We start from the raw sequence: 18710 nt of genomic DNA, 5'->3' as shown, positions 1-18710 counted from the left end.
TCGCCTTGCTAGGAAACGAGAAGAGTTTAATCACATTCCCTAGTGTCGAAACTAAATGAAACCACAATATACAGTTGGTGTCACTAAGTTATTCGGAAAAATTGCTCAACCTCACAGGGCTGATTGACACCCCTGTTTATTGGTGATTAGCGGTAAAAACGAGAGGTCATCGGCAGTCGAGGCGGGTGGCACTATGTCTGGAAAAGGCGTGAATCCAGGGCTTCGATAAAACTGTCTCGTAGCGTGTTGAGCGCGCGCGGTGAAAGGCTTTCCTCTTTGCAGAGAAGCCCAATTTCCACCTGCTCGAGCGGCGGTAAAAGTGAGTCAGTCAGGATCAGGGATTTCAGGGGTGTCGGTAGGGTATGCTGCGCGAGGGCCGTGATGCCTAAGCCATTTTCGACTGCAACCGACAGGCCGCTAAGATCAAGACTGGTATAAGCGATTCGATGTGCGATTTCATTTCGCTCCAGGGCCGTCAGCATGCGCCGGCGATAGCCGCAGCCTTCAGGATAGGTAACAAGGGAGAGGGGGGACTGCGGTCGGTGACTCCTTGCCTTTTTCGCTATCGCCGCCCTTTGGCCGATCCAAACTAGCGGGTCGTGCCATACGCGGGATGGCCTGTCCCAACCGTGCTGGCCGCGGATTGCTAGAACAAGGTCGAGTTCGCCGTCCGAGAAGCGCGCGCTCAAGCGATCGCTGATGTCCGACTCGACCTCGAGAGAGATTCCCGGATGCGATCTGACAAAGGCCGCCAGAACGCGAGGCAGGAAACGTGTGGCGAAGTCGTTGGGAATTCCGACCCGCAAACTACCGGACACCTCGTCATCCTTAAGACGGGCCACAAAAGCAGCGTTCATTTCCAGCATGTCGCGCGCATGCTGCAAGACCAGTTCACCGCGGGGCGTGGTCTGCAAAGGACGTGTCCGACGCTCTATCAGTTTTCCGCCCGACAAGTCCTCAAGGCGTTGTATCTGCAAGGATACAGCGGCCTGTGTTCGTCCCAGCGATCGACAGGCCCGGCTCATAGAGCCAACTGTTATGACCGTCAGAAAGCTGTGTAGGAGATCAAGCGGTAGTAACATGCTTTACATTAATAAAATTTATAGAATGGAAAGTATAACAAAATTTATTTGATTTACGAAATGCTCTACACACCCTCATCACAGGAACGGTCCACATTCGTTTCAGTTAAGGGAAATGCCGCAATGCTCGAATCCATGAAGCAGATAAAGAATGGTCGGAGAGTGACGCCGACCTTTTCTTCCAAGGAAATGAAACGGCGCGTGAAGGGGTTGCGCCTGATCATGGCTGACCTTGGGGTTGACGCTGCGGTACTCACATCGATCCACTGCATCGATTATTACAGCGATTTCCTCTATTGCAGCTTCGGGCGGCGCTACGCATTGGTTGTGACCCAGGAGCAGATTACGAGCGTTTCGGCGAACATTGACGGCGGACAGCCCGGGCGCCGAACGGTAGGCGAGAACGTCGTCTATACCGATTGGGATCGCGACAACTACTTCAAAGCGCTCCAGAGGCTCGTTCCCGCCGACGCGAGAATTGGTGTCGAATTCGACCACCTCAGTCTAGAAACCTATGGCAGATTGCAGGAAGCCTTTCCAAGCTCGCCGATAAAAGACCTATCGTCGGCCGTCATGCGGCAGCGGATGATCAAGTCGCCCGAGGAAATCACGGTAATACGTAACGGCGCACGGATCGCCGACCTGGGCGGCGCGGCGTGCGTGGAGGCTCTGTCGGAAGGCGTGCCGGAATACGAGATTGCCCTGCATTCGACCCAAACCATGGTGCGGGCGATCGCCGAAACCTATCCCGACGCCGAGCTTATGGATACCTGGACCTGGTTCCAATCCGGCATCAATACCGATGGCGCCCACAATCCAGTGACGAGTCGCCAGGTACAGAAGGGGGAAATTCTGTCGCTCAACTGCTTCCCTATGATCGCGGGCTACTATACCGCGTTGGAACGCACTTTGTTCCTGGAGCACGCAAGCGATGCGCATCTAAGAACCTGGGCCATCAATGTTGAGGTGCACGAGCGCGGCTTGACACTCATCAAACCCGGCGCGCGTTGCTGCGATATCGCGGCCGAGCTCAACGAAATCTATGCGCGTTACGGCTTGCTTGCGAACCGAACCTTTGGTTACGGCCACTCCTTCGGTGTCCTATCGCATTATTACGGACGGGAAGCCGGTCTGGAACTACGCGAGGATGTGGAAACGATCTTGGAACCGGGGATGGTGGTTTCCATGGAACCGATGATCATGATTCCGGAAGGACAACCCGGCGCCGGCGGATATCGGGAGCACGACATATTGGTGCTGGGCCACGACGGCGCCGAAAACATTACCGGATTTCCCTACGGTCCTGAACACAACATCATCAAGGCATAGATGCCTGCTGTGGGCGTCAGGCTGTGGGCGGCAAGGGCCGATGGGCCCGTTGCAAGCTGCCCAGCATTAAAGCCGTGATGACGCAAGCACCTCCAAGCAGCTGCGGACCGGAAAAACGCTCGCCCAGTAACAGGAACGCCAACGCGATGGAGACCAGCGGTTCGATGTTGAAAAAAAGAGCTGTTTTGGCGGGGCCGGCTTGCTTAACGGCGGTAAAGAGTGTTGTGACGCCCACAAGATAGGCAAGGCAAATCGCGCCGATCAAAGCGACACCGGCGACGTTGCCGGGCAGGACCAGCATGCTTGGGAACAAGGCCAAAGCGCCAAGCGCGACTACGCCGCCCCCGAAAAGGTTGATCTGAAACGACACGGCCAGATCGTTGAGGTGTCCCAATCTGCGCGCCGCGACAATGAAGAGCGTGGCTGAGGAGGTGCTGGCAAGGCCAGCCAGAGCTATGCCGCGCCAATCCAGGGACTGGAACGAGGGACCGATCGCCAGGACCAAACCCGCGAAAGCCAGCAAGAAAAGACCACTCTCGCCTGCTGTCGGCATACGCCGTTCGATGAGCGCATTTGCGCCTGCCACCACGAGCGGGAAGGTGTAAAAAATGATCGCTGCTAGAGAAACCGGTATGAAGAAAACCGAACCCAGGTAGCCGAGTGAAACGCCGGTCGTAGCCAATGTTGCGACAAACAAAGCCTTCCAGTCCCTAGGGTGAAAGGCGAGCATTCCCCGCGAACGTAGCCAGAAGCCCAGGATACAGGCCGCGACCAGCGCGCGGACCGCTGCGATCAACAGCGGCGTTGCGCCCAGTCCATAGGCAAGACTCGCCAAAGTGGTGTTCAGGCCCAACGAGGAAGCAGCGATTAAGGCCCAGACTCTGCCATCCAGCCGGTTCGCCAGATTTGGCGGGTGTCCCGAGTCGGGATTGGTTGTCGTCATGACGCCTTGGCGGCAAGGGGGAGATTGACTAGCAGATTTTGCGGCTTCAAACGGACAATGCCCTGTTCGTTAGTGGACAAGGCAAGGTAGACCGGACGCCCGGCGATATCGGGCCGCATCTCCTGAGGGTCGGCGAAGTCCAACCGAAACAGGGACAGCAAGCGGGCCAAGCGGGCTTCGCCAACGTCCACGCCTTGGTAGAGATCATTGAGCAATCGCGTGCCTTCTTGCTCCAAACCAATATGCCAGACCCAGCGTTCGTCCGTAATTTGCTGAACAGGTTGGATGGAAACGGCAACATCAAGGAAATGTTGCACCCAAGATTCCAGGACCCGGCAAAGGGCATCTAGGCCATCGCCTGAAAAGTTCAGGTTGAGCACGGTGTCGTACTTCTGATCGCGCAGCCAGTACATCTCGGCGTTCTCGACCGTCAGAACATCTAGGTCAATGGTCCGCAAAGGGGTTTGGGCTTCAACCAGCAACTGCCCAAGTGACCCAAATCCGCCGCTGCTGGCGTACATTTCGACGATCTCCTCGTCGGCGGCCATGATGTGTCCGTCGTTGATGGTGACTTTCTGGGGGCGGAAAAAGAACTCGCCGGCGCGTGCCCGGAGGGGATCTGCGACGCCGTCTAGGATGTTGCGTAGGATCACATGGGTCATTTGATCAACAAAGAGTGGCGGAACAGGGATTCCCTCAGCCGACCCGCTGGCGTCGCGGAAAAGATTTAGATAGCAACCCTCGACGGTGCCTGCCGCAACCAGCCGGTCGCGGAAGGCCAGGACAATCTGGTAATTCTCCCGCGCGTCCGGGTCGGCCAGGTCCGTCAGCTGCTTGTCGGATACAGCTTGGCGTGGGTTGCGCAGCAATGCGTCGTGCAGCTTCCGTTCGGCGGCGCAGGACTCTTCGACCGGGCGGATCTCCGGACGCTTGAAATAAGCGCGCAGGAAGTCATCCGTTACACGCAAGAATCCGTTTTCTTCCCGTTCAAGCAGTACAAAGCCGCAATCCCGCCAGAAATCCGTCATATGCTTCTCAACCCCGGCTTGCCAAATAGCTGTTCAACGACAAAGCTATAGGGGTTGGTCTGTGGTGCTGTCCAGCGATTGCAATGCCGCAGGCGCACCAAACGGTCGGTCGGGCTGGACGGAGCGACGATCAGGTGCAATAGTCCGCCCGCGCATATGCTTTGATCCGAGGCAGGAAAAGAGACGAGCTCCATGTTCTTTGACTTTGGCACCTGGTTTTTCACGCGCCGCAAGGGTGAAGAGGTTGGCCGTGACGAATTTGGCAATATCTATTACCGCGAGCGCGGTGCGAAGAAACTGGACGTCGGTTCTTTGCGCCGGGAGCGCCGCTGGGTGATCTACAACGGCAAGGCCGAAGCGAGCAAAGTACCGCCCGACTGGCATGCATGGCTTCATCACACAATCGATCAGGCGCCCACGCATACCGCCCCGTCTCGCAAGCCATGGGAGAAAGAGCATTTGCCGAATCTAACGGGAACAGATTTAGCCTATCGCCCGCCAGGACATACGCTTAAAGGCGGTCAACGGGCCGCGACCGGCGGCGATTATGAGGCCTGGAAACCGGAGTAAGGGCCTCGACCGTGAAGATGATTGCAGGAACGAACGCCAAGAATGAGGAAGTGAGCGCATGAGCCGGAGCGTACTGGAAACTATTATCGGCGGCCTGGTTCTGTTGGTTGCCGGCGGGTTTCTCATTTTTGCCTTCAACGCGACCCAGGTCACTACGACAGGGGGATCGTCCCTTTGGGCAACTTTCGACAACGCCTCGGGGGTAAGCGTCGGTACGGATGTACGGGTTGCGGGATTGAAGGTAGGAAGCGTCACAGGACAACGCGTTGATACCGAGACCTTCATGGCGCGTGTCGACCTGTCGATTATCCCGGGGATCAATTTGCCCCAGGACAGCTCGGCGCGGATCGTACCCGATGGCTTGTTGGGGAACATCTATATCGAGATCGAGCCGGGTGGCGCCGAGGAAACTCTCAAACCCGGTGAGCGTATTCAGTTCACGCAAGGCTCCGTCAACGTGGTCGATATGTTAGGGCGCTTTATTTTTAGCCTCAGCGACGCGGCGGCCGAAGGTGCCCAGTAATGCCGGCTAAGAATGGGCAGACGCAACACTGGGATCCCGCACGCTACATCCGGAATGCCGGCTTTGTCGCCAAACTCGGCGAGCCGTTGATCGAACTGTTGGTACCCAAGGCCGGGGAACGCGTTCTAGACCTGGGCTGTGGCGACGGAGCGCTGACGGAGAAACTGGTTGAATGCGGCTTGGATGTTGTGGCTGTCGATGCCAGTGCGGACCAAATCGCCGCGGCAAAGGCCAGGGGGTTGGACGCACGGGTTGTGAACGGCCAGGAGCTTGCCTTTCAGTCCGAGTTCGATGCGGTCTTCACGAACGCAGCCCTTCACTGGATGCTTGATCCTGATGCAGTTCTTGATGGGGTCGCTCGCGCTCTGAAGCCCGGCGGGCGATTTGTTGGAGAAATGGGCGGCGGTGATAACGTCAAGACCATCAAAGATGCGCTGGTGGCGGCACTTGATCGGCGCAACTTTGATGGGGAATCAGCCATTCCCTGGTACTTTCCGCAACCACAGGAGTATTTGGACAAGCTGCAGAGTCATGGGTTCAAGGTTAGCTATATCGAGCTGATCCCACGGCCCACACCGCTCCCAGGCGATCTGAGCGCTTGGTTGGAAACCTTCGGCGAGAACTTTATTCGATTGCTGCCGGATGCGGAGCAGCCAGCATACATCGCCGAGGTGGTCGAAGCCTTGCGGCCGCAACTTTGCGATGCGGACGGGAACTGGACCGCCGATTATGTCCGACTGCGTTTCAAAGCGGAGTTGAGGTAAGCGATTATTGCTTGCGACCCAAGGGGCCCCAGCATAAGTGATGCGTCATGAGTGGTGATAAGCAACAGGATAGCTTTTCGATCCCGGTGTGGCTGCAGCCGGACGGCCAACCCTTGTCTTGCCGCGAAAAGATCAAGGTCTTGAACGAAAACCTCACCGAAATCAGTGAGATGGCGCAGGACGCGCTGGAAGATGCAATTCTGATGGGCTGCGACGAGCAACAGGTCAGAGACGTTCTGCTGCGTTTGGTGCAGTCCCTGCAGAATCCTTACAAAAGTGAGTAGGAGCCGCTTCATGCGCCTTGGCCGCACAACAACAGCTTTGCTATCGCTTGCAGGCTTGGTGGCCGCCGCCGCGCCGTACAGTCCGGCTCTGGCCCTTACGGCCAAAGACTTTACGATCACCGGCAATTACGCGGTTCTGCAAGGCCTGGACAAAGTGACGGCCCGTATATCGACCATGGAAGTGGCGTTGGGCGAGGAAGTCACTTTTGGCAGCCTCAAGGTTGTCGTCAGGACCTGTCGCAAGACGCCGCCCACGGAAACCCCCGAAAGCACAGCCTTTCTGGAAATCGACGATGATCGGGCCGACGCTGCCGGCGAACGCATATTTACCGGATGGATGTTTGCCTCTTCACCGGCGCTCAATGCGTTGGAGCACCCGGTCTATGACGTCTGGTTGCTGGATTGCAAGAAATCCTCCAGTGCCGTTGAAGGCAGTTCCACCGGGAACTGAACCGGCAGTCCAACAACCTTTGACAACTGGCTGCGATAAGCTTCCCGCGAGATCTCCTTGGCCCCGAATTGGCGAAGATGGGATGTCACGAACTGCGTATCCAACAGCTTGTAGCCGCCCAGACGCAGCCGCGCGACGAGATGCACCAGCGCAACCTTACTGGCCCCGCTTTCCCGACTGAACATGCTCTCGCCGAAGAATGCGCCACCTAACGCCACGCCATACAAACCGCCAGCCAAACAACCTTCGTGCCAGCATTCGATAGAGTGGGCGTGGCCCATGGCGTGAAGCTCGATGTAGAGCGCGCGGATGGTTTCATTGATCCAGGTATCGCGCCGATCGTCGCTGCCTTCGGCGCAACCGTCGATCACGTCGACGAAGCTCAGGTCGCAGGTCACTTCGAAATGATCCTTGCGAACCAGTTTTTTCAGTTTGTGTGGGATATGAAAGCTGTCCAAAGGCAATATGCCGCGACGCGTAGGCTCGACCCAATGAAGGTCCGTGGCAAAACGGCTCTCGGCCATCGGGAAGATACCGATGGCATAGGCCCGGAGAAGAAGCTCCGGGGTGAGGGGAATCGGCTTGCGATCACTCAATCAGCCGTGCACTCCTCGCGGGTCAACCAACTCTACCAAACAATAATAGCAGACTGTTGTGGCAAAGGCTGTTTTAGAGTTTGCCGCTTAGCAGTTTCTCAAGCCAATGAATATTGTAGTCACCGTTTATGAAATCACCCTCGCCAATCAAACGTTGGTGCAGCGGAATGGTTGTCTGAATGCCGTCGATGACGAATTCCTCCAGTGCCCGGCGCAACCGCATCAGGCATTCATTCCGGGTTTGACCGTGCACGACAAGTTTGGCGATAAGGCTGTCATAGTAGGGCGGGATCGAATAGCCGGAATAGAGGCCGGAGTCGACCCGCACACCCAAGCCGCCGGGCGCGTGGTAATCGCTGAGGCGGCCCGGTGACGGCACGAAGGTCTCGGGGTTCTCGGCATTGATGCGACATTCGATAGCATGGCCCTGGAACCGGATATCCTCCTGGGAAATCTCCAGTGGAATACCGGCAGCCACGCGTATCTGCTCGCGCACTAGGTCGATGCCGGTGATCATCTCCGAAATCGGGTGCTCGACCTGGAGCCGTGTGTTCATTTCGATGAAGTAGAATTCACCGTCCTGGTAGAGAAACTCGAATGTCCCGGCGCTGCGATACCCCATTTCCCGTACCGCCTTGATGGCGATATCGCCGATGCGCTCGCGTTCGGTCTGGTTCAATGCCGGCGAGGGCGCCTCTTCCAGCACCTTCTGGTGGCGTCTCTGCAATGAGCAGTCCCGCTCACCCAGGTGCACTGCGCCGCCCTGCCCATCCGCCAAAATCTGCACTTCGATGTGGCGTGGGTTGTCGAGGTACTTCTCCAGGTAGACGTCGTCGTTGCCGAATGCAGCCTGTGCTTCGTTCTTGGCCATGACCAGGCCCTCGACCAGGCCTTCGGGATCGCGTGCCACCTTCATGCCGCGGCCACCGCCGCCTGCCTTGGCCTTTACCAGCACCGGATACCCGATCTCCTCGGCGACCTTCAGGGCTTGGTCGGGCGATGTGATGGCGCCGGATGAACCGGGAACGATTGGGATGCCAAAGCGCTCGGCGGCATCCTTTGCGGCGATCTTGTCGCCCATCAGTGCAATATGCTCAGGCGACGGGCCAATGAAGGTCATGCCATGATCTTCAACCATGGCGGCAAAGTCCGAGTTTTCCGAAAGGAAGCCTACGCCGGGGTGAATGGCATCGGCGCCCGTGATGGTCGCCGCCGTTATCAATGCGGGAACGTTTAGGTAGCTGTCGCGTCCAGCAGGCGGCCCAATGCAAACGCTTTCGTCGGCCAAACGGACATGCATGGCGTTTGCGTCGGCAGTTGAATGGACGGCTACGGTATGGATCCCCATCTCGCGACAGGCGCGATGGATGCGGAGCGCGATCTCGCCGCGATTGGCGATCAGGACCTTTTCAAAAACTGCGGTCAAAGCTGAAGCAACCCCGCGCTACTCGATCACGATGAGCGGCTCGCCGAACTCCACCGGCTGGCCGTCGTCGATCAGGATCTGGGTGACGGTGCCGCCGCGCGGCGCCGCAATCTGGTTCATCACCTTCATGGCCTCAATGATGAGTACCGTCTGACCTTCGCGAACCTTGTCGCCGACGGATACGAAATCCGGAGTGCCGGGCGAGGGCGCCGTATAGACAGTGCCCACCATGGGTGCGGTGATCGCACCAGCCGGGATGGCATCGCCGGCCGAGGGCGCTGGCGCAACAGAGGGTGCCGCCGCGGCGGGTGCGACGGATACCTGAGATACCGACGAGCCGCGACTGACACGGATGCGCCGCCCATCGGCCTCGTATTCCAACTCCGTTAGGCCAGTCTCCTCCAGGAGCCCAGCCAGACGGCGGATCAAGTCATCGTTGAGGTCGAATTCTGCCATTTACGGTCTCTCTTAAATTAAACTTCAGTCAGGCGCGCGGCGATCGCCTGCAGCGCCAGGTCATACCCTTGCGCACCCAGGCCGACGATGGCGCCGGTGGCCGCGAGCGATACATAGGAGTGGTGGCGAAAGCTCTCCCGGCGATGAATATTGGACAGGTGAACTTCTATCACCAGCCCCTCGAAAGCCTGAAGTGCGTCCAGGAGCGCTACCGATGTGTGTGTGAACGCTCCAGGATTAATGATGATGGCAGCGAATTGCTGACGGGCCGCTTGAATCCAATCAACCAACTCGCCTTCGTGATTCGATTGCCGTGCTTCCAGGGTCAGGCCAAGACCCTTGGCCTGCTCGATGCAACGCGCCTCTATCTCAGCAAGCGTCGTGCTGCCGTAAACCTCAGGTTGGCGGGTCCCCAGCAAATTGAGGTTCGGCCCATTGAGGAGCAGCACGCTTCGTGACTGGGTCAAGTTTCCCCCGATTCATCCCTGATGTACAAATCTTAACTTGCTTGGTTAGCACAGGGCGTACGAGCCGCGCAATCGGCAGCAACGCCTTGACTCGGCAACAAATGGCCTCGTCGCGAGTCAGCTTTTGGTGTCGCGCGCCAGTTGGATTGCCTGACGAAGCTGCGCAAGACTGACGGCGCCGGGCAGGAGCGTATTGCCAACGACGAAAGCCGGCGTGCCGTTGATTCCCAGTTGCCCGGCCAGCGCATGATTCTTTGCCAACATTCCTTCGATCTCAGCAGAAACGAGGTCGGCTTCAAACTGTGCCTTATTCAGAGACAGGCTCTCTACGACCCGATCTACGTTCTCCTTCGTTACGTCAAATCCATCGGCCATCAAAGCCAGATGAAAGGCTTCGTAGGCGCCTTGCTTCTCGACAGCCAGAGCAGCGCGGGCGGCATAGAGCGAATCCGGCCCCAGGATCGGAAATTCCTTGAAGACCCAACGCACGCCCGGATCGCTTTCCAGCAATTCTTCCATTGCAGGAATCATGCGTCGACAATAAGGACATCGATAGTCGAAGAACTCGACCACGGTGACATCACCCATTGGGTTGCCCATGACCGGATCGGCCGCGTCTGCTTCCAGAGCCTCACGATTCTCGGTCAAGGCAATACGGGCCCGTTCGGCTTCCGCTGCTCGTTGCTGCTGTTCCAGTCCTTGCACCGCTTCGATGATGATTCGCGGATTCTCCATCAGATAGTCGCGAATGATCTTCTCAAGCGCTTCCTTCTGAACGGCGTCGAAAGGCGAGCTTTGTTCCTGTGCCCGGCTGGAGAGCGGCACGCTTGCGATGATCCCTGCAACAAGCAACGCGTAGAGCCACGACATTCCCGTTTTCATGTTTCTAATCCTTATCGGTCGCCGTTGTTCCCCGTCCCGGGGGAATATCCTAGTTCTTTTTCTTCTTCAATTCATTCTCGGCAAATCTTTGCAAATCTTCGGCGCGCAGTTTGCCCCTGGTACCGTTATCCAGCAGTTTTTGTGCCCGTTCGGCCTGATCGCGTGTTTCCTTGGCATTGCCGCGCGCCCAGGCGGCTTCTGCCAAGGAAAGAGCCGCCAAGCCGGTGTTCCCGAGCCGACCCTCGGCAATGGCAAGATACCGCCAGACCGTCGGATTGTCGTCCTCCTGCTTCAAAGCTTCGTAGAGGTGGTCACGTGCACTCGGAACAAGGTCGTTTCCCGGCAGTTGCAACAAAGCGGCGGCCAGGCCGATCCTGAGCAAAGCGGAATCCGGCGCCAGACGGGTTGCTTCCTCATAGGGCGGTATCGATTCATTGATGCGCCCGTTTTCATAGAGCACCTGACCCTTCAGTTCCCAGAAGTAAGGGTTCCCGGGCTCGGACTGGATTAGCGCTTCGATTTGCTCCAACGCAATATCGATACTGCCGTTGCGGTACTGAGCAATTGCTCGGGCATAGCGAGCCGCTATGCTCGCGTCGCTTTGTGGGTACTGGCTTTCCACGATATGCATGGGCTTCAGGAAACCCACAAGTTTGGCTTTCATGCGCTGGTAGCGTTCGACAAGGTCGGGCGGGAAGGGCTTGGAACGATAGGGCGATTCTTGAACCGACTCCGCCAGGTAGGTCATGCGGTCTTGGGTCAAGGGGTGGCTTCGCAGATAGGGATCCTGACTGCTGGAAAGCAAGGCCTCCTGACCATGGAGCACCTTCATGAAGTCCAGCAGCCCGCTGGGTGAGTAGCCGGCACCCTGCAACAGGCGGACGGCGGCTTGATCGGCGGAAGCTTCCTGTCCGCGGTTGTAGCGCAGCAGACCGCGTAGCATGGCGTCCTGAGTGGCCAGGGTTGCGGCGGTCCCAACGCCCGGATTGCCGCTCAGGATCGCTGCGCCCAATCCCAAGACATAGGTCGCCAGCAGTTGATCCTTGAGGTCTTCTATTTCCGCTTTGCGCGCTGCAAGGTGCCCTCCTTCGATGTGCCCGGTTTCGTGGGCGATGACCCCCATAACTTCACCAATGTCCGTCGTGCTTACCAAAAAGCCGGTATGGAGAAACATATTCAGCCCACCGGCGACGAAGGCGTTGAGTGAGTCGTCGTTGATTAGGTACACATCAATCGCGGCTGGCGATAACCCAGCCTGTTGAAACAAAGGCGTGGAGATGACACGAATGGTATCTTCAATCTCCGCATCTCTGATAAAAGAGGCTCCGCGCTGCTGGGCAGCGAGGGGAAGGGGCGCAGCGAAGAATAGAATCATTGCTGCTACAATCATGTGTTTCATTCGGGTACGCACATCTGCATCCTTGATGTTCTTTTGCAAAGGTAGGGTGGGGGAAGAATTGGATCAACTTATGGCAAGCATCTTTAATGTGACTTTCAAGGCGCGCGTTGCACCACTTTTTACCACCCTGTTGCTGATCTCAGCCTGCCAAGGCAGGCCCGAAGGCGTCTTGAACGTCGAATATCAGTTAACCGGCCTTGCCGTATCGGACAGTCCCCAAGCCAGTATTCTTGGGCAGGAAGTGCTGTTGCGCGGCGGTCGGGCGGCAGATGCCGCCGTGGCGATGTCTTTCATGATGGCTTCGACATTGCCGTCACGGGCGGGAATCATGTCAGGTGGCTCCTGCTTGATTTTTGAAAGCCAGTCGGTCAATGGCGATAGCGTTGTATTTCCTGCTATCCAAAGCGCCGAGGGTGGCATGGTGCCAGGCATGGTTCGCGGCATGGCGGCACTCCATGCCCGATACGGAACCCAGCGCTGGGAGCAATTGTTGGCGCCAGCGGAATCGGCCGCCCGGTTCGGCAGTAAAGCCAGCCGCGCGTTCGCGCGCGATTTGGCACTGCACGGCAATCGGATCAAGGGCGACCCGGACGCCGCCCGGATGTACTTCCGACCCGATGGTTCTCCGCATAAGGAGGGGGAACTGATCGAACAACCCGCCCTGGCGGCTGTCCTGGCAGGTGTTAGGAGTTCCGGATTGGCGGCGCTTTACAACTCACCCTTCACGGAGTCCCTCGCTCTGGCGATGAGGCAGGCGGGTCAACCCATCGACGCGGCCGAGATGCGCGGTTACCGAGTCGCCTTTCTAGCGCCCGTGGCCGTACCGGTGGGCGATCAGACAGCATTCTTCGCACCGCCGCCGATCGATGGTGGTGTAACCGGTGCGCAACTCTGGACCATTCTGGACGAAGTCGAGAACTATGATGGGTCCGGCACGTCCGAGCGCGCGCACCTTTTCGCCGAAGCCTCGGCGCGTGTGATCGCGGGACAATCCCAGTGGCGCAACCCCAACGGCACCAGCCGCCTACCCTTGGATCAGGTTCTTTCCGAAGACTATGCAGAGGGTTTGATGCGAGGCTATAGCGACGACCGGCACCAACCGCCCGCGTTTGATCCGGCGGTTGTCGGTGAAACGGCGACTCCCGGTTCGGTCGGGGGCTCCAGCCTCGTTGTGATGGATACTCTAGGGCAGGCCGTGGCGTGCAACTTCTCTTTGGGCGAGGTCTTCGGTTCGGGCCGCATCGCGCCGGGAACAGGTCTGGTGCTTGGTGCGCCGCCATCGCCAAACGGCAAAGCTTTGTCTCCCCTGATTGTCGCTAACCAGAATATCGGAACCATCTACTTTGGCGGTGGCGCTTCTGGTGGCGACGGTGCTATGGCCAATCTGGTGCGGATCATGCTGGAAGCGCTTGAGGAGGATGAATCGCTGCGCGACCTCATGAGCGCCGGGCGCTTTGCTCATGTGGGCAGCCCCGATACCGTTTGGGCGGAGCGCATTGCCGACGATAAGGCTCGTTCCGCGTTGGTTCGGCGTGGCCATAAGGTCGAGACGGTTCCGACAATTGGACAGATAAACGCCTTTTTCTGTGCAGATAGCCACGAAGAGCCCATATCCTGTGCGGTCGAGACAGATCCACGCGGCTTCGGGTTGGCCATCCGTGCAGAGTAGCGCCGACGGTATGATGACCGCTCGCCGCATCACCCAGGCATTTGCCGAGGATCGCTGAATGCCATTGAAGCAATCCCGCCGCGGACTAATACCGCCTTTCATCGTCATGGATGTGATGCGTGCTGCTAACGAACGGGCTGCTGCGGGCAAGGAAGTGCTGCACCTTGAGGTAGGACAGCCGGGTACGCCTGCACCGGCCGCGGTACGAAACGCTGCCGCGCGGGCGCTTGATGCGGACAAGATTGGTTATACGGATGCCTTTGGTATTCCCGAGTTGCGGCGACGCATTGCCGGTCACTATCGAGATGCCTACGGTTTGGACCTGGATCCCCGCCGTGTCGTGGTAACGACCGGATCGTCGGCGGGATTCCTGCTAAGTTTTCTGGCGGCCTTCGATGCAGGCGATCGGGTTGCGCTGGCGGCTCCTGGGTATCCGGCCTATCGCAACATTCTCTCAGCGCTTGGGGTCGAGCCGGTTCTTTTGCCGAGCGAGGCCGGAGACCGCTTCCAACCGACTCCGGCCTTGTTGGAGCAAGCGGGAGGCAACCTGCAAGGGCTGATCGTCGCCAGCCCCTCCAACCCCACAGGCACGATGCTCGATGCCCCGCATCTGCGGGCTTTGATGAAGTGTTGCGCGGCGCAGGATATCCGGGTGATTTCGGACGAGATTTATCACGGGATAAGCTTTGGAAAGCGGGCGGTCTCGGCGCTTGAATTCAGTGACGATGCGGTGGTGATCAATTCCTTCTCCAAGTATTTCTCCATGACGGGATGGCGTTTGGGTTGGATGATTTTGCCGGAGGATCTTTTGCGGCCGGTGGAATGCCTCGCGCAAAACCTGTTTATCTCGGCCCCGACCTTATCTCAGATTGCCGGATGTGCGGCCTTCGACTGCAAGGAAGATCTTGATGCGCTGGTCGATGGTTATGCCCGCAGCCGCGCTTTGTTGCTGGACCGCCTGCCCAAGGCCGGGCTGGACAAGCTGGCGCCCGCCGACGGCGCTTTTTACATCTACGCTGATGTCGGGCGCTATACCAATGACAGTCAGGAGTTCTGCGCCAGAATGCTGGCCGAGATTGGGGTTGCCGCCACGCCGGGAATCGATTTCGATCCCGAACGCGGCCATCGCTTCGTTCGGTTTTCCTTTGCGGGGGCCTACGACGAGATTGAAACGGCTGCCGAGCGCATTGGTAACTGGTTGGCGTGATTCTAAACCAGCCGCTTTTCCATGAAGAGATTGGCTGGTTCTTCAGGATAATCGGCAAAAGCCGAGCAAGGGATGAAACCACGCCGTCGATACAGGCCAAGGGCTTCTTTCTGCAGGGGGCCGGTTTCTAGTTTGAGTAGGCGATATCCGCACGCACGCGCCTGTGTTTCCACGGCGGTCAGCAGAGTTGCCCCGACCTTACGACCACGGGCGGCCGGGCTAACATACATGCGTTTCACTTCCCCGAAGTAGGGATGACGGCGGAGGGCCGCGATACCGACCGCCTGGCCATCGATGCGGGCTACCAGAAAGATGACATCCGGCCCTTCCAAGTCCGTTAGGTCCAAAAGGTGGTTCTGGTCCGGCGGGTAAAGGTCGTTCAGGTAGGTATCCAGTTCGGACAGCAGTTTAATAATGTCCTTCTGGCGTGGCGGTTCTTCCCGAATCTGTAACCCCGGTTCGGTCACGATGTTTCCCGTTTGCGGCTCAATCGGCTTGAAGGTACCAGGCGTACTCCGTAGGCGTGATATCACCTTCGTAGCGGTCCATCTCGCGCTGTTTACAGGCGGCGTAGGTTTTCACGTACTCCTCGCCAAAATACTTATTGAGCACGGTGGCGCTTTCCAGTCTATCCAATGACCGGCGGGGCCGGAAGGTTAAGCCCTGGTCGTAGGCGACACCGGCATTGCCTTCCCACTTCGGACCAGGATCGATCTTGTTGGTGATGCCGTGATGTATGCCTGCCAGAGCGCTGGCCAAGGTCAGGTAAGGGTTGGCATCAGCGCCTGCCATGCGGTGTTCGATTCGACGGGCGTGGCCCTCACCAAGAGGAATGCGGAGGGCAACAGAACGGTTCTCGTAACCCCATGAACGTGCGATCGGCACGAAGATATCGGGCTTGAACCGCCGGTAAGAGTTGGGATTTGGCGCCAAAAAAGCCATGGCCTCCGGCAGCGAATCCAGGACGCCGCCGATGGCGTTCAGCAGCATTGGGCTCGCTGGATTTTCCGCGCCGCCATCGAAAACGTTGCGGCCGTCGCTGTTGACCAGACTGATGTGCATGTGCAGCCCGCTGCCAGCGTGCTCGCCGTAGGGTTTGGCCATGAAAGTCGCCCGCATGCCGTGCTTGCTGGCGACGCCTTTGACGACACGTTTGAACAGCACGCAGTGATCGGCGGCTGCCAGAGGGTCGGGCACGTGATGCAGATTGATCTCGAACTGGCCGGGCGCATACTCCGCTGAAATGGCGCCCGTTGGAATGCCTTGCAGGTCGCAGGCGGTCGAAATGTCCTCCAGTATGTCGCCGTAGGCATCAACCTCGGACATCCCATACACCTGCGTGCCGTGATCGCGCTGCCCGGTCAGTGGGGAGATTGGTGGCTGCGGTGCTTCATGCTGATCTAACTCGCGGTCGATCAAGTAGAACTCCAGTTCCATCGCCACAACCGGCGTCAGGCCCATTTCGGTAAAATGGGCGATTGTTCGCCTCAGCACGTTCCGGGGTTCAAAGTAGTAGGGCGACTCATCCTCGTTCTGGAGAGTCAGCATGACCTGCAACAAGGGCTGTGCGGCCCAGGGAACGGGTTTCAGAGTTCCAGGGATCGGTATTGCCGCGCAATCCGGGTCGCCATCGGAAAATCCGCGCCCGTTCGGGTCGTGGCTTTCGCCGCGCGTGTCCAGAAGGAAGACCGATCCGGGAAAGGCGACGCCGCCACCTAGAACATTGTCCAATTGGTCTATCGGGTAGCGCTTACCTCGCACCACGCCCGACAGATCGGAAAAAAAGCAATCAACGGCTCTGGCATTCGGTAGAAGACCAAGAGCCTCGGCTGCCTCTTTTTCTCTATTTGTGCTGCTGTCTGGCATAGCATCATATCGCCTTGGGTTGAGCCGCTGGTCAAGTAGGCAGTTATCGAACGATCGTAAAACAAGGTTTGTCGGTGGTGTAACGCCCCTTGTTGCCTACCTTGCCGGTCCCTTATAAGGGACCCTTCACAAGCGCCTCCTCGACGATTCCCGGAGAGAGCGCCAGCACGAGAAGGACTGCCACACCATGGCCAAGCCCCAGCAAAAGCACTGTCTTGCCAGCATGACGGCTTTCGCACGCCAAAGCGGTGGGGACGGCGCGCTCGGCTGGACTTGGGAAATAAAGAGCGTGAATGCGCGCGGGCTTGAGATGCGGGCACGCTTGCCTGCTGGCTTTGAGATGCTGGACGCGCCGTTGCGCGGGCGGATCGCCAAGCGCCTGACCCGTGGTAGCTTGCAGATCAATCTGACGTTGGATCGTTCGCGTGCACCCCAGAATGTGCAGTTGAATCAGGAGGTTTTGGCTCAGGTGCTGGCGGAGGCAAAGCGCCTTGAGGCTGAGCAGGAGCTAAAGCCGGCAAGTGCCGATGGCTTGCTGGCGATTCGCGGCGTGGTTGAAGTCGTTGAGCCGATTAGCGACCCTGCCGAGATGGAGGCCCGCGAGGCACAGTTGCTTGCGGATTTGGAACTGGCGGTGACCAGTCTGATAGCGGCCCGTCAAGACGAGGGGCGCCACCTTCAGGGCGTGGTTGAGGAGTTGCTGAGCGAAATGGCGGCCTTGACCGAACAGGCGACCAGTCTTGCCGCGGCGCAGCCAGCAGCCATCCAGGAGCGCCTGCAACGCCAGCTTGCTGAGTTACTCGGTGGGGAGAAGCCGGTTGCCCCCGAGCGTCTCGCACAGGAGGTCGCTCTGCTGGCCACCAAAGGCGATGTTCGTGAAGAGCTGGATCGTTTGGCGGGGCACATCATTGCGGCAAGGGAGTTGTTGAAGGACAGTGCCGCGATAGGACGGCGGTTCGACTTCCTGTGTCAGGAACTTAATCGGGAAACCAACACACTCTGTTCGAAGTCTTCGGATATCGAGTTGACCCGGGTCGGCCTGGCGCTGAAGGCCGTGGTTGATCGGTTGCGCGAGCAGGTACAGAACATCGAATAACGCGGGATCCGCGAGGGAGTTGCGATGAACGAGAATGCCATCAAACGACGCGGGTTGATGCTGGTTCTTTCGTCACCTTCCGGGGCGGGGAAGACCACGATCTCGCGTAGGCTGCTTGATAGCGAGCCAGCTTTGTCGATGTCGGTTTCGGCAACGACCCGCCCGCCGCGTCCCGGCGAGATCGAGGGTCGGGATTACTTCTTTGTCTCTGCAAGCGCATTTGAGCAGATGGTTTCCAAGGGCGCACTCCTTGAGCACGCCACGGTGTTCAAGAACCGTTACGGTACGCCGCGCGCGGCTGTAGAGCAGGCGCTTTCCCAGGGGCGTGACGTGATGTTCGATATAGATTGGCAGGGGACTCAGCAAATCGCTGAGGCGGCCCGTGAGGATCTGGTTTCCGTTTTCGTGCTGCCGCCGTCGGTGGAAGAGTTGGAGCGACGCCTTTACCAACGAGCGCAGGATTCCGAAGAGGTCGTACGTCAACGCATGGCCGAAGCTGCCGCGGAGATGAGTCACTGGGCCGAGTATGATTACGTCATCGTAAACAATGACGTCGAAACGAGTGTGGCTCAGGTAAAGGCAATCTTGGCGGCCGAGCGTTTGAAACGGGAACGGCAGATAGGCCTACGGCGTTTCGTTGAGGAATTACGCGGCTCCGGCGACTAGTCCTCG

At 58.4% G+C, this 18710-nt stretch carries 21 protein-coding genes; 10 read left to right on the top strand and 11 right to left on the bottom strand.

The window, feature by feature from the left end:
- Positions 1 to 191: 191 nt before the first annotated feature.
- Positions 192 to 1082: a LysR family transcriptional regulator gene (locus FHR98_RS06720; RefSeq protein WP_183415884.1), complete on the bottom strand. Its 891-nt coding sequence runs from the start codon at positions 1080 to 1082 to the stop codon at positions 192 to 194.
- Positions 1083 to 1205: 123 nt separating this feature from the next.
- Here FHR98_RS06720 and FHR98_RS06715 point away from each other — a divergent pair, with 123 nt between their 5' ends.
- The gene (locus FHR98_RS06715; protein ID WP_183415883.1) at positions 1206 to 2411 is read left to right on the top strand and encodes a M24 family metallopeptidase; all 1206 of its coding nucleotides are present in this window, start codon (positions 1206 to 1208) and stop codon (positions 2409 to 2411) included.
- 16 nt (positions 2412 to 2427) lie between these two features.
- Here the strand turns inward: FHR98_RS06715 and FHR98_RS06710 are convergent, their stop codons facing one another.
- Both FHR98_RS06710 and FHR98_RS06705 read right to left on the bottom strand, forming a co-directional pair.
- Complete coding sequence (locus FHR98_RS06710; protein WP_183415882.1) at positions 2428 to 3354, bottom strand: DMT family transporter; 927 nt, start codon at positions 3352 to 3354, stop codon at positions 2428 to 2430.
- The gene (locus FHR98_RS06705) at positions 3351 to 4382 is read right to left on the bottom strand and encodes a DUF6352 family protein (protein WP_183415881.1); all 1032 of its coding nucleotides are present in this window, start codon (positions 4380 to 4382) and stop codon (positions 3351 to 3353) included. The genes FHR98_RS06710 and FHR98_RS06705 overlap by 4 nt, the downstream gene beginning before the upstream one ends.
- 192 nt (positions 4383 to 4574) lie before the next feature.
- Here FHR98_RS06705 and FHR98_RS06700 point away from each other — a divergent pair, with 192 nt between their 5' ends.
- Genes FHR98_RS06700 through FHR98_RS06680 form a run of 5 tightly spaced genes read left to right on the top strand, consistent with a single transcriptional unit; the run spans position 4575 to position 6974 of the window.
- Positions 4575 to 4952, top strand: a complete 378-nt coding sequence (locus tag FHR98_RS06700) for an NADH:ubiquinone oxidoreductase subunit NDUFA12 (protein ID WP_183415880.1) — start codon at positions 4575 to 4577, stop codon at positions 4950 to 4952.
- Positions 4953 to 5010: 58 nt separating this feature from the next.
- Positions 5011 to 5475, top strand: a complete 465-nt coding sequence (mlaD, locus tag FHR98_RS06695; protein WP_183415879.1) for an outer membrane lipid asymmetry maintenance protein MlaD — start codon at positions 5011 to 5013, stop codon at positions 5473 to 5475.
- A complete protein-coding gene (locus tag FHR98_RS06690; RefSeq protein WP_183415878.1) occupies positions 5475 to 6239 on the top strand; it encodes a class I SAM-dependent methyltransferase in 765 nt (254 codons plus the stop codon). The genes mlaD and FHR98_RS06690 overlap by 1 nt, the downstream gene beginning before the upstream one ends.
- Positions 6240 to 6286: 47 nt before the next feature.
- Positions 6287 to 6523, top strand: coding sequence for a hypothetical protein (locus FHR98_RS06685; protein WP_183415877.1), 237 nt, complete (start codon positions 6287 to 6289; stop codon positions 6521 to 6523).
- A gap of 10 nt (positions 6524 to 6533) precedes the next feature.
- Positions 6534 to 6974 (top strand): DUF2155 domain-containing protein, encoded by a 441-nt coding sequence (locus FHR98_RS06680; RefSeq protein ID WP_183415876.1) that lies wholly within the window; start codon positions 6534 to 6536, stop codon positions 6972 to 6974.
- Here the strand turns inward: FHR98_RS06680 and aat are convergent.
- The 6 genes from aat to FHR98_RS06650 form a co-directional block, all read right to left on the bottom strand.
- Positions 6905 to 7570, bottom strand: coding sequence for a leucyl/phenylalanyl-tRNA--protein transferase (aat, locus tag FHR98_RS06675; protein ID WP_246377549.1), 666 nt, complete (start codon positions 7568 to 7570; stop codon positions 6905 to 6907). The genes FHR98_RS06680 and aat overlap by 70 nt on opposite strands.
- Positions 7571 to 7643: 73 nt before the next feature.
- On the bottom strand, positions 7644 to 8996 hold the full coding sequence (gene accC / locus FHR98_RS06670; protein WP_183415875.1) for an acetyl-CoA carboxylase biotin carboxylase subunit: 1353 nt from the start codon (positions 8994 to 8996) through the stop codon (positions 7644 to 7646).
- A gap of 18 nt (positions 8997 to 9014) precedes the next feature.
- Positions 9015 to 9452, bottom strand: coding sequence for an acetyl-CoA carboxylase biotin carboxyl carrier protein (gene accB / locus FHR98_RS06665; RefSeq protein ID WP_183415874.1), 438 nt, complete (start codon positions 9450 to 9452; stop codon positions 9015 to 9017).
- Positions 9453 to 9469: 17 nt separating this feature from the next.
- Positions 9470 to 9919 carry a type II 3-dehydroquinate dehydratase gene (gene aroQ / locus FHR98_RS06660; RefSeq protein WP_183415873.1) on the bottom strand — a complete coding sequence of 150 codons (450 nt, stop codon included), beginning with the start codon at positions 9917 to 9919 and terminating at the stop codon, positions 9470 to 9472.
- 117 nt (positions 9920 to 10036) lie between these two features.
- The gene (locus FHR98_RS06655; protein ID WP_183415872.1) at positions 10037 to 10801 is read right to left on the bottom strand and encodes a DsbA family protein; all 765 of its coding nucleotides are present in this window, start codon (positions 10799 to 10801) and stop codon (positions 10037 to 10039) included.
- Between the two features lie 49 nt (positions 10802 to 10850).
- The gene (locus tag FHR98_RS06650; protein WP_183415871.1) at positions 10851 to 12200 is read right to left on the bottom strand and encodes a M48 family metalloprotease; all 1350 of its coding nucleotides are present in this window, start codon (positions 12198 to 12200) and stop codon (positions 10851 to 10853) included.
- 70 nt (positions 12201 to 12270) lie between these two features.
- On the opposite strand from FHR98_RS06650, the gene FHR98_RS06645 reads away from it, so the two are divergent.
- Both FHR98_RS06645 and FHR98_RS06640 read left to right on the top strand, forming a co-directional pair.
- The gene (locus FHR98_RS06645; protein ID WP_183415870.1) at positions 12271 to 13869 is read left to right on the top strand and encodes a gamma-glutamyltransferase; all 1599 of its coding nucleotides are present in this window, start codon (positions 12271 to 12273) and stop codon (positions 13867 to 13869) included.
- Between the two features lie 58 nt (positions 13870 to 13927).
- Positions 13928 to 15076 (top strand): pyridoxal phosphate-dependent aminotransferase, encoded by a 1149-nt coding sequence (locus FHR98_RS06640; RefSeq protein ID WP_183415869.1) that lies wholly within the window; start codon positions 13928 to 13930, stop codon positions 15074 to 15076.
- A 2-nt stretch (positions 15077 to 15078) separates the two neighbouring features.
- Here FHR98_RS06640 and FHR98_RS06635 read toward each other — a convergent pair whose 3' ends face one another.
- A complete protein-coding gene (locus tag FHR98_RS06635; protein ID WP_183415868.1) occupies positions 15079 to 15543 on the bottom strand; it encodes a GNAT family N-acetyltransferase in 465 nt (154 codons plus the stop codon).
- Positions 15544 to 15562: 19 nt separating this feature from the next.
- Positions 15563 to 16942, bottom strand: a complete 1380-nt coding sequence (locus tag FHR98_RS06630) for a glutamine synthetase family protein (protein WP_183415867.1) — start codon at positions 16940 to 16942, stop codon at positions 15563 to 15565.
- A 187-nt stretch (positions 16943 to 17129) separates the two neighbouring features.
- Between FHR98_RS06630 and FHR98_RS06625 the strand changes: the two genes are divergently transcribed.
- Positions 17130 to 18038: a YicC/YloC family endoribonuclease gene (locus FHR98_RS06625; protein ID WP_221205766.1), complete on the top strand. Its 909-nt coding sequence runs from the start codon at positions 17130 to 17132 to the stop codon at positions 18036 to 18038.
- 24 nt (positions 18039 to 18062) lie between these two features.
- A complete protein-coding gene (gene gmk / locus FHR98_RS06620) occupies positions 18063 to 18704 on the top strand; it encodes a guanylate kinase (protein WP_183415866.1) in 642 nt (213 codons plus the stop codon).
- The last annotated feature ends 6 nt before the right edge of the window (positions 18705 to 18710 follow it).

This window comes from Limibacillus halophilus (genome assembly GCF_014191775.1).
Lineage (GTDB): Bacteria > Pseudomonadota > Alphaproteobacteria > Kiloniellales > CECT-8803 > Limibacillus > Limibacillus halophilus.
The sequence above is the reverse complement of the archived record's forward strand: the minus strand, read 5'-3'. Positions and strand labels throughout refer to the sequence as shown.

Excerpts from the sequence above, each read along its gene's own strand:
- FHR98_RS06705 (WP_183415881.1), bottom strand. The coding sequence starts at position 4,382 with ATGACGGATTTCTGGCGGGATTGCGGCTTTGTACTGCTTGAACGGGAA.
- FHR98_RS06680 (WP_183415876.1), top strand. The coding sequence starts at position 6,534 with ATGCGCCTTGGCCGCACAACAACAGCTTTGCTATCGCTTGCAGGCTTG.
- FHR98_RS06630 (WP_183415867.1), bottom strand. The coding sequence starts at position 16,942 with ATGCCAGACAGCAGCACAAATAGAGAAAAAGAGGCAGCCGAGGCTCTT.
- FHR98_RS06625 (WP_221205766.1), top strand. The coding sequence starts at position 17,130 with ATGGCCAAGCCCCAGCAAAAGCACTGTCTTGCCAGCATGACGGCTTTC.
- accB (WP_183415874.1), bottom strand. The coding sequence starts at position 9,452 with ATGGCAGAATTCGACCTCAACGATGACTTGATCCGCCGTCTGGCTGGG.
- FHR98_RS06640 (WP_183415869.1), top strand. The coding sequence starts at position 13,928 with ATGCCATTGAAGCAATCCCGCCGCGGACTAATACCGCCTTTCATCGTC.
- gmk (WP_183415866.1), top strand. The coding sequence starts at position 18,063 with ATGAACGAGAATGCCATCAAACGACGCGGGTTGATGCTGGTTCTTTCG.
- FHR98_RS06690 (WP_183415878.1), top strand. The coding sequence starts at position 5,475 with ATGCCGGCTAAGAATGGGCAGACGCAACACTGGGATCCCGCACGCTAC.
- FHR98_RS06685 (WP_183415877.1), top strand. The coding sequence starts at position 6,287 with ATGAGTGGTGATAAGCAACAGGATAGCTTTTCGATCCCGGTGTGGCTG.
- FHR98_RS06720 (WP_183415884.1), bottom strand. The coding sequence starts at position 1,082 with ATGTTACTACCGCTTGATCTCCTACACAGCTTTCTGACGGTCATAACA.
- mlaD (WP_183415879.1), top strand. The coding sequence starts at position 5,011 with ATGAGCCGGAGCGTACTGGAAACTATTATCGGCGGCCTGGTTCTGTTG.
- FHR98_RS06700 (WP_183415880.1), top strand. The coding sequence starts at position 4,575 with ATGTTCTTTGACTTTGGCACCTGGTTTTTCACGCGCCGCAAGGGTGAA.
- FHR98_RS06655 (WP_183415872.1), bottom strand. The coding sequence starts at position 10,801 with ATGAAAACGGGAATGTCGTGGCTCTACGCGTTGCTTGTTGCAGGGATC.
- FHR98_RS06650 (WP_183415871.1), bottom strand. The coding sequence starts at position 12,200 with ATGAAACACATGATTGTAGCAGCAATGATTCTATTCTTCGCTGCGCCC.
- FHR98_RS06715 (WP_183415883.1), top strand. The coding sequence starts at position 1,206 with ATGCTCGAATCCATGAAGCAGATAAAGAATGGTCGGAGAGTGACGCCG.
- FHR98_RS06645 (WP_183415870.1), top strand. The coding sequence starts at position 12,271 with ATGGCAAGCATCTTTAATGTGACTTTCAAGGCGCGCGTTGCACCACTT.
- FHR98_RS06710 (WP_183415882.1), bottom strand. The coding sequence starts at position 3,354 with ATGACGACAACCAATCCCGACTCGGGACACCCGCCAAATCTGGCGAAC.